The organism is Gordonia sp. DT101, from assembly GCF_049844895.1.
In the GTDB taxonomy this organism is placed as follows: domain Bacteria; phylum Actinomycetota; class Actinomycetes; order Mycobacteriales; family Mycobacteriaceae; genus Gordonia.
Genome location: NZ_JBNCLX010000003.1, coordinates 309,585 through 323,926, shown reverse-complemented (window position 1 = coordinate 323,926; position 14,342 = coordinate 309,585). Strand labels below are relative to the sequence as shown.

Below are 14,342 nucleotides of genomic sequence, written 5' to 3'. Positions count from 1 at the left end.
CGGGACATGGATGTGTGGTTCGCGGGTGATCATGTCGGGTAACCAGGTGGGTGGGTTTCGCTGCTGGGTGGATTGCACCCCCGTCCATCTCATGAGAACATCATTCTCGTGGTGCAGAACAGCATTCTGAATATCGTGAGCCGGCCGTGAAGGCGGAGGACATGTTCCACGTCGGGATCGTCACGGACGATCTGGACGTGACACGATCGCAGCTCTCCGAACTGCTGCGGTACGAGTGGGGGCCTGAGATCGGAGCGCCGATCGAGGTCAACTTGGCAGATGGGCTCACCACCATCGAGATCACCTGCGCCTACTCGACCACGACGCCGCGCCTCGAGGTCATCCGCAGTGTGCCGGGGACCTTCTGGGAGTCGGTGGGCGGCTCCGGCATCCACCATGTCGGTTATTGGTCCGACGATGTGGATGCCGACGCGGCCGAACTCGAGCGGCTCGGATACGTCACCGAAGCCACTCGCAGCGCACCCGACGGTAGCCCGTTCTTCGCATTCATGCGTAGCGACAAGGGCTTTCGCATGGAGCTCGTCACCAGGGCCGCGGAACCGTCATTGCGTCAGTGCTGGGCGGATCGTTCATGACAACCGTAGGCGTCGTCACCGGCGCGGGTCGTGGCATGGGTTTCGAGTGTGCCAAGAGGCTCACGACGATGGTGGACACGCTGGTGCTGGTGGACTACGACAGTGCCACCGTGACGGCTGCCGCGCAGCAACTTTCGGCCGATGGTGGGGCGGTGGTCGAGCCGTTCGTCCTCGACATCACGGACGTGGCGGGTCTGGCTGGACTGGCCGCCCGTGTCAGCGAGCTGGGCACCCTTCGGGCCGTTGCGCATGTCGCCGGGATCTCACCGACCATGGCCGACTGGCAACGAATCTTCACCGTCGACCTGATCGGCACGGCGAACCTGGCCGAAGCCCTACGCCCGTTGGCAACTGTCTGTACGGCGTGGGTGTGCTTCGCATCGATGGCCCCGACCATCGGCGGTGTCGAGATCGACCCGGCCACTGCCGCCGTGCTCGACGATCCACTGCACGAACATTTCCTGGATCGGATCCGCGAGAGCTTCGGCCCGATGGTCGAGCATCCCGGTGTGGCCTACTCGCTGGCGAAGCTCGGCGTCAGACGTTTCGCCCAGCAGGAAGCGGTGCGTCTCGGCCCGTCGGGCGGCCGCATCTGCTCGATCTCGCCGGGTCTCATCGACACCCCGCAAGGGCGTCAGGAAGCTGCCGACAATCCGCGGATGGCCGCGTGGGCCGAGCAGACACCCCTCGCGCGGCTCGGGCAAGCCGACGAGGTCGCCGCGGTGGCCGCGTTCGTCCTCTCGGATGCGGCGAGCTTCCTCAACGGGATCGATCTGCTCGTCGACGGGGGTCTGTGTGCGGCGGTGCGGGGGCCGCAGCCTGCGCTCGACTCGTAGTCCGCCACCACCTGCGGTGATCGGGTGCCCGGGTCGGATTCGAACCGAAACTGGACGGATTCTGAGTACCTCCGGGGTGCCGTTGTCCAGTATCGCTCCCAGCGACGTCGTGCCGGCACCGGGCGGACCGACCAGCACCATCACGGCACCCGATCCGCGACCGCCGGCGACCTGCAGGCCCCGTTCGGCCCGGCGGTCGCGCACGGCCAGGTATTCGACGATGCGGTCCTTGCCATCGTCGAGTCCGTGGTGATCGGCGTCGAGGATCGCCCGCGCACCGGAGATGTCGGTGGTGTCGTCGGTCTCGACGCTCCACGGCCCTTCCAGGACTATGTCCAACCACGTTCTGATCCAACCGGTTTCGGGCGATTGGTTGCTGGCACGTTCGAGCTTCCCGGACTCGCGGAGCGCGGCCTCGCGGACGGTCTCCGGCAGATCGGCGGCCTCGACACGTCCGCGGTAATCGTCGGCACCTTCGGGCTCGTCCTCACCGAGTTCCTTGCGGATGGCGTTGGGTTGCCGACGCAGCAGGAAATCCTTCTGCTGCTTCTTCATTCCGTTGCGGACGTCGTCGACGAGAACCCGAAGCAGTGGTCAACCGTTGTTAAATCGCGGGCTCGTGGGGAATGGCGTTCTCGATGAGGACGGCAGCGACGGCAGCAGCGGTCGGGAAGGACTCAGTGCTGAGGACTCGGGTACGTGCCGAGGCGCCGTCGAGCAGTAGCGCCAGTTGTTCGCCGAGTTGTTCGGGGTTGGCGGCGCCGGCTTCGCGGGCGGTGTCGGTGAACCGCTGGGCGACGGCGTTCTTGTAGTCGCGCGCGTACTGGGAGGCCTGGTGTTGGGGGTCGTGGAGTTCGACGGCCGCCGCGATGTACGGGCACACGGGCATGGACGCGGGCATGTCGAAGGCGGCCAGGAGCCGTTCGCGGGGTGTCAGGTCGGCGTGATCGAACACTTCGGGCATCACGTCCGGATCGAATCGGCGCAAGTACTCGGCGACGAGCTCATCCTTGCTGGCGAAGTGCTGGTAGGCGGTCCGCTTGGACACCTCTGCCACTGCACACAGCTGGTCCATGCCGGTCCGGTTGATGCCCTGATCGCGGAACAACTGCCGTGCCGCGCGGAGGATGCGCTCGCGGGCCCCCCTACCGCGACGCCGGCCCAGCGGGCCCTTCTCCAACTCCGTCATGTCACCAGCATAGAACAATCGGTACCGATCGGTGTACATAGCTTGCCCTCCCGCCAGTCGTCGGTTACGTTAAGTAAACGAATCGGTGTCCATAAGCATTGTCCACAAGCATCGACATAACAGAAGCGAGCACAGGTCATGAGCAACATCACTTTGATCGGTACAGGGAACATGGCTCGTACCATCGGCACGCTCGCGGCGGCCGGCGGCAACAGCGTCGAAGTCATGGGACGCGATCAGTCCAAGGCCGAAGACCTCGCCCGGGCCCTCGGCGACCGCGGGACGGCAGGAAAGTGGGGCGCTGTCCCGGCCGGCGACATTGTCATCACGGCCCTGTTGGCCGACGGTGTCGTTCCGGTCGTCAGCGAGTATGGCGAGGCTCTTGCCGACAAGGTCATCGTCGACATCAGCAACCCATTCAATGCGACCTTCGACGGACTGTCCCACAGCAAGGAGACCTCGATCGCGCAGGAAGTCGCCGACGTGGCCCCGGCCAACGCCAGAGTGGTGAAGGCGTTCAACACCATTTTCCAGAGCGTCCTGGAGAACGGACGGCCCAACGTCTTCATCGCAGGCGACGACGCGTCGGCCAAAGCAGCCGTGGCCTCATTCGTCACGGGCATCGGGCTGCGTCCGCTGGACGCCGGCGGCTTGAAAATGGCGCACTGGCTGGAGGGAATGGGCCTGCTCACCGTGAGCCTTGCCAACAACGGGGTCGGCCACTGGGACTTCGCCCTCGGCGTCGACGAATTCGCCGGCTGAGCCCTAGGGCCGAGCAGTCGGGGGAACGGGGCGTCGTGCGTCCATACCGATGATTGATGGATCACCGACTCGCTGATGTCGGCCATCAACGTTGGCCAACGATCGTGCCCGAGCAGGTGCCCAAGTGGCTTGGGCACAGCACGTTCACGCTCACCCACGACACCTACGGCGATTGGATTCCCGAGGAAGCCGGCGGCACGCAACGCTACTACCAGCGGTTTTGCGTGCCCCTAGTCGGGCTCGAACCGACACTGGGCGGATTTTAAGTACTGCCAGTGTGCGGTTCTCCGAGTAGTGCCGCCAGCGGCGACGCGGCGCTCATTTCGTGAACACCGCAGGTGAGAGGCTACTTCTCGCCACCTATGGCGCACTAGCGGCCACCCCCAGATCACCGTCAACACAGCGCCGGTGGGTGGCATGGGGGTAGCACGGCACCGTTTCGCCGTCGAATCGCTGTCCGGGATGGAAGTCCTAGCGGGTGGTCCGATTACGGGCCTAGGGTGGCCGTAACACCCCGGCAGCAGGGCAGCGCTCCGCTACCGGTGGGTACTCGCTCAGCGGGCGAGGGCACATGTGAACATCGCCGACGCGACAGCATCGCGCGGCCAAAGTGAATATCGCCAGTTCGGCTCGTGGCCGACTTTCGCGGCAAGCGTTCGCGGATATCCGTCCCGCAAATCTTCGAACCGAATTGGAGTACATCATGACAACCATCACGCACCCCATCCATTTGCACCGCGAACTATTTGCTTTCGGCGGAGATAACGCGACCGGCTATTCCTCGGCGGGAGACGTACTTGTTTCCCAGACAAGCGACGGGATTGATCTCAATGCAATATGGGACGAAGCGGCCGCGGCAATGGAAATGTGGAATCGGCAACGAAGCGCCCTGGCATCGCTGATCAGCTACCCGACAGTGAATGTGGGCGATGCCATCCCGCAGACGATAGGTGGCGATCACTTTGAGGTTGCGAGCGAATTCGGAGAACCCACCGGTATTCGCGCCGAATCGGATGCGCTGATTCTCGGATATGATTTCGAAGACTACGATCTTGCGAGTCGATTTACGTGGAAGTTCTTGCGGAGTGCCAGCGCGGAACAGGTCCGATCGGTAATCAATCGCGCGATGGAAAGTGACGTACGGCTAACGACCGGGTCGATTCTTCGCCGGCTATTCGACCCGACGGAAGGGCTCAACGAATTCGCTCACAAGGTGTACGGACTGTACAACGGGATCGATGAAATGGTTCCTCCTAGCTATGCTGGCCAGGATTTTCCTGCCGAGACAAGCCATTACTTGGTATCGGGCAACGCCGAACTCGACCCCGGCGATATCCTCGACGGGATAAACGCACGGGGGTTACATTGACATCGTTTGAACGACGTTCCGATAGCAGAAAACCCCTGTGACCAGGGGTTTCGCAGTGCCCCCAGTCGGACTCGAACCGACACTGTGCGGATTTTAAGTCCGCTGCCTCTGCCAATTGGGCTATAGGGGCGGGCGTGCCCGAACCCGAGAACGCGCCTTACCAGAATGGCATGGGGGAGAAGGCCGGACGAACACCGGGGGCTCCGCGGGGCGCGTATGTCAGGCCACCCACCTCGTCTGCCGCTTCGCACCTTTGCGCACGCAAAGGTGCGAAGCGACAGATGAGGTGGGTGGCGGATTCGGCCGGCGGAGCTGTTCAGACGATTCCGCTGGGCGCCCTTCTGGTCCCGGGTTGCTGCCGGGGCATGCGGTTGGGCGGAACGGGATAGGGGCGCCCACGCCCCAGAGTGCCCGCCGCGACGTTGGGGCCGCAGCCGATCAGCGCGTTCTGGGCCCCGGGAACCGGGTCACCGAATCGCGGACGAGCCGCGTTGGGCCGGTGGGCGAAGTCGAACGCGGACGTCATGTCGCCGACGGTCTTCCGGCGCCACGGCGTCAGATTGGGGACGTCGACACCGAAGCGTTGCTCGATCAACCGGAGTTGTGAGGTGTGGTCGAAGGTCTCCGATGCCACCAGGCCACCCCGGCTGTACGGCGAGATCACGAAGCAGGGGACCCGGTAACCTAAGCCGATCGGACCGCGGATGCCCTTCGACGACGGCACCTTCGCGATGTCGGGCACGCTGACGAACTCGCCTGCGGTCCCCGCCGGCGGCGTCGGCGGGGTCACGTGATCGAAGAACCCGCCGTTCTCATCGTAGGAGATGATGAGGGCGGTCTTCTCCCACACCGCCGGGTTGGAGGTGAGGATGTTGAGGAGTTCGACGATTCCCACGGCACCGAGGGCGGCGGGGAGGGCCGGGTGCTCACAGTTGATCGCTGACGGGATCACCCAGGAGACTTTCGGCAGACGATCGGCCGCCACGTCGGCGGCGAAGTCATTGGGGTAAGTCGGCGCGATACCGCGTCGCGCCAGTTCCGAGCCGGGGTTCTGCGCCTGCTTGAAGCACCCCATCATCCCGTCCAGGGCCACCGACGACACCGGTCCGAGATCCCGGTTGTTGTAGATCTTCCAGCTCACCCCGGCGTCGCGCAGATTCTCCGGCATGGTGCGCCAGGAGTAGACGAACTTCGGTATCAGCGTGGGGGTTTCGAGAAGTGGGCCGCCGTGAGCGCCCGTCGGGTCGATACTCGCACTCATCCAGTAGAGGCGGTTGGGATCCGTGGGCCCGAGGACCGAGCAGTGGTAGTTGTCGCACAGCGTGAACGCCTCGGCGAGCGATCGGTGGACGGGGATGTCCTCCCGCTCGTAGTAGCCCATCAGTGCGGGGGCGTTGGCCGGCCCGACGGACTCGATCGACATCGGCAGCCAACCGTCGTTGCGTCCGCCGTTCCACGATCGGTGCATCCCCTCCCATGAGTGGTCGGGATCGTTGATGCACTCGCCGTCGAGGTTCGCGTCGTTGCGGGTGTCGAGCCGGAACGGCATGGTGTGGCCGCGGCTCGTCGGTCCGACGCCGGGCGCCCAGCCGCGCTGCTTCCAGACCGCTGACTTATCGCCGAAACCCCTTACCCCGGAATAGGTTCCGAAGTAATGGTCGAACGACCGATTCTCCTGCATGAACAGGACGATGTGCTCGATGTCCTCGAGTGATCCGGTACCGGCCGGGTCGGCCGATGCGTATGCCCGGTCGATGATCGGCGCGGCCCATGAGGTGAGCAGTGCTCCACCTCCGACCGCACCCACCCGGGCGAGGAACTCGCGACGTGACAGACCTGCAAATGGCGTACCCGCCATAGTCGATTCCCCTCGGCAGCCGATGCCTGTGAGCTGTTCAGGCCGGGTCAGTGTACTCGCTGAAACCGTACTGTTGGTGCGGCCCGATCGCGGCGAATTCGAACAGACCATCACCGGTTTCCTCTGTCTCGCCGTCGAAAAGGGCGAAACGGGCGTAGTGGTCGGTGACGCAGAACATCTTCATGGTCGGATCGAGTTCGGGCACCTGCAGGTGCAGGTCCTCGACCTTCAGGTCGCCCTGCCACATGCCGTGCCGCCAGTCGGGTTCGAGTCCGTAACCTGTGCCGAACGCCAGATAGTTGGCCAGCTGGGGGTGACATGTGACGGTGGTGACGGTGCCCGCGGGTCGTGTGAACGTCAGCGTCGCCTCCGCGGCTTCACGCGTGCCCGGGATGAAGGTGATCTGGTGTGAGACGTGTCCGAGCCATTCGGGTTCCCGGTCCGGGTCGCGCCAGACCCGCCGCGCATCACCCATCACGCGCTCGCCGGTCTCGGTCTCCTGGATGACCACCACGATCGAGTGCTCGGCGAACTCCATCACCGAATAGATCCAGAAGAACGTTCCCGAGATGTTCGCATCGGCCCGGCGCCCGGGCGGTTCGGCCTCGCCCACCGGGCGGACTCCCCATGACCGGTCACGGTTGCCACGCCAGCCGTCCGGTTCGACGTCGAATCGTGTGCCGTCGACGGTCAGTTCGCCGGACCACTTGCCCACCTGGACGAAACGCTGCGTGTCGAAGGTGACACGCTCGACCTGCCTGAGGAAATGCCGCGGTTCGAGGGCAGCGGGACCGGTGGCGTCGAAGATGAGGTCGAAGGAGAGGTCGCCGTGGCCGGCGTCGAGGGCCACACGCAGACGCTGTAGGCCGTCGAGGATCTCGATGGTGAACGGGCCCACCCGCAGGTCGCCGCGGTCGGCTCCGAGGGCGCGTGACGCTCGGACCACGATGTGCTCGTCGTGGTGACGAACCACGGCGAAACAATCGGTGACGCCGAGATTGGGATAGACCCCCAGCCCGACGATGAGCCATGGTGAGTCGGATTCCGGCCCATGGCAATTGAAGTAGTAGCGGTCGTAGAAGTTGCGGTCGGAGGTCTGGACGTGCCGGATCACCTCGGCGACCTGATGGATGGGGTAGTCGTCCATCGGTGACAGCATTCAGTCGACCTTCTCCCAGTAGGTGCCCTCGAGCATGGCTTCGAGGGTCGCGCGGTGCAGGATCATGTCGTCCGGGTCGGCGGGTTCTTCGGCCTGGCCGAAATGAATTGCACGTGACTGGATCCGGTACATGACCACGGCATGGATGAGGGCCGCATAGGTGATGTAGAAGTCGAGGTCGAGTGGCTGATGCCCGCTCTGGCGGCTGTATGCCTCGGCCACCTCGTCACGACGCAGGAAATCGGGCAGCCCGGGCAGGCCGGCCATCTCGGCCAGATCCTGGAAGAACCGGTGCAGGAAGATCATCCACGCGACGTCCAGCTCACGCGGCCCGTACGTCGCCATCTCCCAGTCGAGTACCGCGGCCGGAGCGAAGTCCTGATAGATGATGTTGCCGATCCGGGCGTCACCCCACGACAGCACGGGATCGGTCTCTTCCGGGACGTTCTCGTCGACCCAGGCGAACCCGCGCTCGATCAAACCCGATCCGGCCCGGCCGTCCGATGCCCACGAGTAGAACTCGCGCAACCGTCGGATGTGGGCGCGTAGCGGGGTCTCTCCCGGGCCGGGCTGATCCAGCAACTCACGCGGCACGGGCGCGGAGTGGATCATCGCCAGCGTCTCGATCGTCTTCTCGGTCAATGTCGTCCGCTGTTCGGGTGTCGCCTCGGTCACCCACGAGCCGAAGGTGTAGGGCATCACGTCCGGCGGCACCTGTCCGTCGACGCGTCCCATGATGAAGAACGGGGCGCCGAGCGGGCGGGGGTCGGGTTCGGACCAATAGAGTTTCGGAAGGGCCACATACGTACTCGCGGCCACGTGGCCGATGATCCGGAACTGGCCGTCGAGGTCATAGCTGGGGAAGACCGGATCGCTCACGGCGAGTGGGGCGACGCGGACCACGAGCTGGTGTTCGGTCTCATCCCACAGGGCGTCGAGGACGATCGTCTCGCTGGACATCCCGTTCGCCGACGGGATCTCCAGCCGGGTGACGGTCACCGGCGAGTCGACGACGGTGTTCAACCAGTCGTCGAGACGGGCGCGAAGCCAGTCGGGGTCGCGGCGCGACGATGTTGGGCGTGCGACCTCGTTGGGGTCTGCTGAATCGGTATCCGGCATAAGGCCATCCATCGGACGAGTGCGGGTGGGGCGGACAGAATTAGAACACGTTCCAACCCGCCTTGTCTGCCGACTCGGTGAGATCGTCACTGGAGCGGTCGACTGCACCGAGCGACCCACACGACACGCTCGTCCGCCATCGCCGGATGGTGCTTGACCTGCGCACATGCAGTGGTCACCATGGGTGGTATGGACGCCGCGTCGGTCACCGGGGCGCGCAACTGGGATGCGGTCCGGCAGCGTCACCCCGAGATGGTGGATCGCCTCGAGGTCGGTCTGTCGCGATCCGATGCGCTGGCGGATGCAGTGATCATGCAGATGCACGAACGCGGCGTCTCGTGGATGCGGTTGCTCGCGTCCGTAGAGGCCGGCGCCGACGGTCCGGAAACGTTGTCGACGCTCGCGGATCTGATGCGGTCGGCGAGTGAGCCTCCGCCGTGGTTCGACCGTGCGCTGGCGGAAGCCGGTGCGCGTGCGTGGTGGCGGTTCGGCACGCTGCAGTCGTCGACGCTGTATCAGTCGCTGATCTATGGGTACAAGGCGCAGGGGTTCGTCAGGCCGTTGGCCGCCACGGGCCGGCTCGGCGACGGGACGCTCGAGCGGGTCCAGAACACGGCCCGTTGGGTGGCCGAGGCGACCGCGCCGGGGGCCATGCGTCCGGGCGCCCCCGGGTGGGTGGCGACCATTCGGATCCGCTTGCTGCATGCGTTGATCCGTGACCATCTACTGGCCGACCGGGGTGGCACGGGGGAGGTCTGGGACACCGACTCCTGGGGTGTGCCGATCAACCAGACCTATTCGGCCCTGACCATCGGCGGGGGATTTCTCGTGCTACCCCTGATCGTCGCGCGCGACCTGGGAATCCACTACAGCAGCGACGAGCGAGAGGCGATCACCCATCTCTGGCGATGGATCGGCTGGGTGATCGGCGTCGACGACCGATGGTTGCCGGCCGACTTCGTCGGGGCCCGTGAACTGTTCGCCGTCGCGGCCGAGTTCGAGCTGGAACCCGATGCGGTCTCGAAGACCTTGACCCGTGCTCTGTTGCGGGACGGCTTCGATCTGCAGAACGCGATCCCGCTGCCCGGGCCGGTGGTGTCGATGATGGGGCTCGTGATCAAACCGGTTCTCTCCACGTCGTTCTCGTCGATCAGCACCCGCTGGATGGAACAACCGGCGGCGGGGGCCATGGGGTTGCGCCGGACTCCGCTGCACCACCTGGTGGACGTGGCCCGGCCGGCCGTTCGCCTGCGCGAGGTGTTGCGTGCGACCGGTCTGCTGGGTTCGGAGACCGCCGTCGTCCGTCGGGAACTGCGGACGGTACGCCGAGGTCTCGGGATGCCCGCTCTGGACTCCGGGCCGTTGACCGAAGTCGGTTAATGTTGATAACTTAACGCCGATAAGCGACCGGTGGGAGAGCGTATGTCGGCGGGACTGACCCGACTGATCATCAGGGCGCCGAGGGCGGTGCTTGCCGGCGCCGTTCTGGTCTTGGCGCTTGCGGGTCTGTACGGCGCGACGGCGGCCCAGCATCTGCTGGCCGGCGGCTACAGCGATCCGAACTCGGGGTCGGCGCGCGCTGACCGCGTTCTCGACGAGACCTTCCATCGCGGCGGGCTGCAGGTGGTGATCAAACTCGACGGGCCGGCCGGGATGAACATGGCGACCGATCCGATCGCACGGGCGGTCGGCGGCGGAATCGTCGACGAGCTCGAACGTCGCGATGATGTGCAACGTCCGATCCTGTCGATCTGGCAGGACCCGAACCTGGCCCCGGGGTTGGTGAGCCGGGACTCCACATCGACCCTGATCGTCGCGACCCTCGACGGCGGCGAGGAGCTGGCGCCCGAACGTGCTGAGCAGATCGCCGACCTGGTCTCCGGTGAGGAACAGGGGATCTCCGTCCGCGTCGGCGGGCAGGGGCTGGTGTTCAGTCAGGTCAACGCACAGACCACGAAGGACCTGGCCAAGGCCGAGGCGATCGCGATCCCGATCAGTTTCCTCGTCCTGATCGTCGTGTTCGGTGGCCTGGTGGCGGCCGCGCTCCCAGTGGTCATCGGGATCGTCGCGATCGTCGGCACATTCGCATTGCTCCGCCTGATCGCGGAGTTCGCCGATGTCTCGATCTTCGCCCTGAACCTCACCACCGCGATGGGGCTGGCGTTGGCCATCGACTACACGCTGTTGATCGTGACGCGATATCGCGAAGAGGTCGCAGCGGGTGCGCGACGTCCGACCGCGATCGCGACGACGATGGCGACGGCCGGGCGGACCGTGGCGTTCTCGGCGGTGACCGTCGCACTCTCGCTCGCGGCTCTGGCGATCTTCCCGATGTACTTCCTACGGTCGTTCGCCTATGCCGGTATCGGCGTCGTACTGGTCGCCTCGCTGGCCGCGTTGATCTTGACCCCGGCGATCCTGCTGGTGCTCGGAGACCGCGTGGACGCGCTCGACGTCCGCAGGCCGGTCCGCAGGCTCTTTCGCCGACGGGAGCCGACGCCGCAGGCAATCGAGGAGACCCGGTGGTACCGATCGGTGCAGTTCGTTCTCCGGCACGCGGTGCCCGCCGCCATCGCGGTGACGGCACTGCTCCTCGTGCTGGGAGCGCCGTTCTTCGGGCTCCGCTTCGGTTTCCCCGACGATCGGGTGCTGCCCTCGTCCGCGTCGTCGCATGCGATCCAGCAGGAGATCCGGGAGGACTACCCGCAGAACCTGTCATCGTCGGTGACCGTCGTCGCCTCGGGAGTTTCCGACCGGGCCGCTCTCGCCCGGTACACCGGAGCGCTCTCGAAGGTTGCGCAGGTGAACTCGGCGATGTCGTCGGCGGGCACGTTCGTCGACGGTCGATCGGTCGCCCTCGGCAGCGCCGACGACACGCGCGGCGAAGTCTCCGTCATCACCGTGTCGACCGATCTGGAGCCCATGCGGGACGACGGTCTGGCGCAACTCGACCAGTTGCGTGACGTCGCTGTCCCGGAAGGTGCGAACGTACTGTTCACGGGCCTCGCGGCCACCAACGCGGACACGGTCGATGCCATCTACGATCACCTGCCGTGGGTTCTGGCGACCATCGCGATCGCCACCTTCATCCTGCTGTTCCTGTTCACCGGCAGCGTCGTCCTGCCGTTGAAGGCGCTCGTCCTCAATGTGCTGTCGCTGACCGCGACCTTCGGTGCGATGGTCTGGTTCTTCCAGGACGGGCATCTCGGCGGGTTGGGTACCACCGCGACCGGCTACCTCGTCGCGACGATCCCGATACTGATGTTCTGCATCGCTTTCGGTCTGTCCATGGACTACGAGGTCTTTCTCCTCGGACGTATCCGGGAGGAGTGGCTGGCATCGGACGGAAGTCGCGCGGCGAGCGACCATGCGGTGGCGGTCGGCCTGGCCCGGACCGGACGGGTGGTGACCGCGGCTGCGCTCCTGATGAGCATCGTGTTCGCCGGCATCGCAGCGTCTGAGGTCTCGTTCATGCGTATGTTCGGTGTGGGGCTGACCCTTGCCGTCCTGATGGACGCGACCCTGATCCGGATGGTGCTCGTGCCCGCGTTCATGCGATTGGCCGGGCGCGCCAACTGGTGGGCCCCGGGCCCGCTCCGACGCCTGCACGATCGGATCGGGTTGTCGGAATCGGTCGTTCCGCAACCATCCGACACCGATGCCTCAGGACAGATGTCGACCCAGGAGAACAGTGCGCAGCACGACGAAACGAACCCGGTCGCCCCGCGGGTCCGGTGATCTCCTCGCCGAGGAGATCATCGCCTCGGCCACCGCTCTTCTTCTCGAAGAGGGAGATGATGCCGCGGTGTCCATCCGGGCGGTCGCCGGTCGGGTCGGGGTGACCCCGCCGTCGATCTATCTGCACTTCGCCGACAAGGACGCCTTGCTCGACGCCGTGTGCGCACGATATTTCGAGCAGCTCGACGGCGTGCTGGGCGAGGTGTCCGAGGGCATCGACGACCCGCTCGAGCGAGCTCTCCAGCAGGGGCTGGCCTACGTGCGATTCGCCGTGGAGACGCCCGTCCTGTACCGGTTGGCGTTTCGGCAGGCGCCGCCCGGCGGGGGTGGGGCCTCGATGGTCGACGAGGTGTTGGCGGCCTCCGCGTTCGCCCGGATGTCGGCGACCGTGACCGAGCTGGCCGACGAGGGGTTCTTCCCGGTGTCCGACGTCACCGACGTGGTGCTCGAGTTCTGGTCGGCAGCTCACGGGGTGGCGTCCCTGATGCTCGCCAAGCCGAGTCTGCCGTGGGGCGATGACCTGGCTCTCGCCGAATCCCTGATGCGTTCGGTCTGCCTCGGCCGCGCCTCGATGGGCATCCTGGGGGCGGCCGGCGAGCCGTGCGACGTGCGTGCATGGTTGAGCAGGCAACGGACGCAGCAATCGTGACAAACAGGCTGTCGCACGACACGAAAGTCAAGAGAAGGTAAAGTCGGAACTCGATAGCAACCGTACCCGTTGACAGGGCAGACACCACAAGCAAAAGGAGCACGTACGTGCGAGAGAGCAGCAATCCGGTTATGCGCGGCGTCGTCCGCGATAACCAGACCGGCTACGCCGGTTTCGGCGCCGGAGCGGCCGCCGCCGGTCAGGGTGCCATGTGGAATCAACAGGGGCAGCAGACCGATCCATACACGCGTCCGGCCGCGCCGGTCACCCGCCAGCTGACGATCGACGATGTGGTCACCAAGACCGCGATCACCCTCGGCGTGCTGACCATCTCGGCCATCGCAACCTACTTCCTGGTCGACCAGAACGTCGGACTCGCCTCCCCGCTGATGCTCGTGGGTGCGCTCGGTGGCCTCGCACTGGTGCTGGTCGCCTCGTTCGGCCGCAAGCAGGACAACCCGGCGATCGTGCTCGGGTACGCGGTCTTCGAAGGCCTGTTCGTCGGCTCCATCTCGTTCGTCTTCGCGAACATGGTGGTCGCCAACGACACCTCCGCCGGAGCGCTGATCGGGCAGGCGGTGCTCGGCACGTTCGGTGTGTTCTTCGGCATGCTGCTGGTCTACAAGGTCGGCGCGATCCGCGTTACGCCACGGTTCACCCGCATGTTGTTCGCCGGCATGATCGGCGTCATCGTCCTGATGCTGGGCAACCTCGTGATCGGGCTGTTCAACGGTGGAGAGGGCTTCGGTCTCCGCAACGGCGGACCACTGGCGATCATCTTCTCGCTGGTCTGCATCGCGCTCGCCGCATTCAGCTTCCTGCTCGACTTCGACGCTGCAGACCGGCTCATCCGGGCCGGCGCACCCGAGCGCGCTGCCTGGGGTGTCGCACTGGGTCTGACCGTCACGCTGGTCTGGCTCTACGTCGAGATCCTGCGCCTGCTCAGCTACTTCAACTCGGACTAGCCTCACAGACCGAAACCCCGCGCCGCGTACTGCGGCGCGGGGTTTTTGTGTGGGGGCCAGGATCCCGCCGAAAAAACCACTCGCCAGGCCCGATCGGCGTTG

12 protein-coding genes, 1 tRNA gene and 1 pseudogene are annotated in these 14,342 nt (G+C 65.5%); 8 read left to right on the top strand and 6 right to left on the bottom strand.

Features of this window, described 5'->3' with window-relative positions; genetic code table 11:
* Window positions 1-146: 146 nt before the first annotated feature.
* Window positions 147-596: a VOC family protein gene (locus ACLQ3I_RS12820; RefSeq protein WP_425802291.1), complete on the top strand. Its 450-nt coding sequence runs from the start codon at window positions 147-149 to the stop codon at window positions 594-596.
* Entirely contained in the window at window positions 593-1,432 is an 840-nt protein-coding gene (locus ACLQ3I_RS12815; protein ID WP_425802289.1) for an SDR family oxidoreductase, read from the top strand. Before ACLQ3I_RS12820 ends, ACLQ3I_RS12815 begins: the two co-directional genes overlap by 4 nt.
* On the opposite strand, the pseudogene ACLQ3I_RS12810 reads toward ACLQ3I_RS12815, so the two are convergent.
* Window positions 1,391-2,011, bottom strand: a pseudogene (locus ACLQ3I_RS12810) (endopeptidase La); the annotation flags it as partial. The gene ACLQ3I_RS12815 and the pseudogene ACLQ3I_RS12810 overlap by 42 nt on opposite strands.
* 25 nt (window positions 2,012-2,036) lie before the next feature.
* Window positions 2,037-2,621, bottom strand: a complete 585-nt coding sequence (locus ACLQ3I_RS12805) for a TetR/AcrR family transcriptional regulator (RefSeq protein WP_425802286.1) — start codon at window positions 2,619-2,621, stop codon at window positions 2,037-2,039.
* Between the two features lie 138 nt (window positions 2,622-2,759).
* On the opposite strand from ACLQ3I_RS12805, the gene ACLQ3I_RS12800 reads away from it, so the two are divergent.
* The gene (locus ACLQ3I_RS12800; protein WP_425788428.1) at window positions 2,760-3,383 is read left to right on the top strand and encodes an NADPH-dependent F420 reductase; all 624 of its coding nucleotides are present in this window, start codon (window positions 2,760-2,762) and stop codon (window positions 3,381-3,383) included.
* Window positions 3,384-4,086: 703 nt separating this feature from the next.
* Window positions 4,087-4,752, top strand: a complete 666-nt coding sequence (locus ACLQ3I_RS12795) for a hypothetical protein (RefSeq protein WP_425802284.1) — start codon at window positions 4,087-4,089, stop codon at window positions 4,750-4,752.
* Window positions 4,753-4,808: 56 nt separating this feature from the next.
* Here the strand turns inward: ACLQ3I_RS12795 and ACLQ3I_RS12790 are convergent.
* The 4 genes from ACLQ3I_RS12790 to ACLQ3I_RS12775 form a co-directional block, all read right to left on the bottom strand.
* Window positions 4,809-4,882 (bottom strand) — tRNA-Leu (locus tag ACLQ3I_RS12790).
* A gap of 186 nt (window positions 4,883-5,068) precedes the next feature.
* Window positions 5,069-6,610: a phospholipase C gene (locus ACLQ3I_RS12785; protein WP_425802281.1), complete on the bottom strand. Its 1,542-nt coding sequence runs from the start codon at window positions 6,608-6,610 to the stop codon at window positions 5,069-5,071.
* 37 nt (window positions 6,611-6,647) lie between these two features.
* Window positions 6,648-7,769, bottom strand: a complete 1,122-nt coding sequence (locus ACLQ3I_RS12780; protein ID WP_425802279.1) for a hypothetical protein — start codon at window positions 7,767-7,769, stop codon at window positions 6,648-6,650.
* On the bottom strand, window positions 7,770-8,888 hold the full coding sequence (locus ACLQ3I_RS12775; protein WP_425788416.1) for a phosphotransferase family protein: 1,119 nt from the start codon (window positions 8,886-8,888) through the stop codon (window positions 7,770-7,772).
* Window positions 8,889-9,077: 189 nt separating this feature from the next.
* Here ACLQ3I_RS12775 and ACLQ3I_RS12770 point away from each other — a divergent pair, with 189 nt between their 5' ends.
* The 4 genes from ACLQ3I_RS12770 to ACLQ3I_RS12755 all read left to right on the top strand — a co-directional run bounded on the left by ACLQ3I_RS12770 (window position 9,078) and on the right by ACLQ3I_RS12755 (window position 14,240).
* Complete coding sequence (locus tag ACLQ3I_RS12770) at window positions 9,078-10,268, top strand: oxygenase MpaB family protein (protein WP_425802277.1); 1,191 nt, start codon at window positions 9,078-9,080, stop codon at window positions 10,266-10,268.
* Window positions 10,269-10,310: 42 nt separating this feature from the next.
* Window positions 10,311-12,626 carry an MMPL family transporter gene (locus ACLQ3I_RS12765; protein WP_425802275.1) on the top strand — a complete coding sequence of 772 codons (2,316 nt, stop codon included), beginning with the start codon at window positions 10,311-10,313 and terminating at the stop codon, window positions 12,624-12,626.
* Window positions 12,580-13,275 (top strand): TetR/AcrR family transcriptional regulator, encoded by a 696-nt coding sequence (locus ACLQ3I_RS12760; RefSeq protein WP_425802273.1) that lies wholly within the window; start codon window positions 12,580-12,582, stop codon window positions 13,273-13,275. The genes ACLQ3I_RS12765 and ACLQ3I_RS12760 overlap by 47 nt, the downstream gene beginning before the upstream one ends.
* Before the next feature lie 107 nt (window positions 13,276-13,382).
* A complete protein-coding gene (locus tag ACLQ3I_RS12755) occupies window positions 13,383-14,240 on the top strand; it encodes a Bax inhibitor-1/YccA family protein (protein ID WP_164306958.1) in 858 nt (285 codons plus the stop codon).
* The last annotated feature ends 102 nt before the right edge of the window (window positions 14,241-14,342 follow it).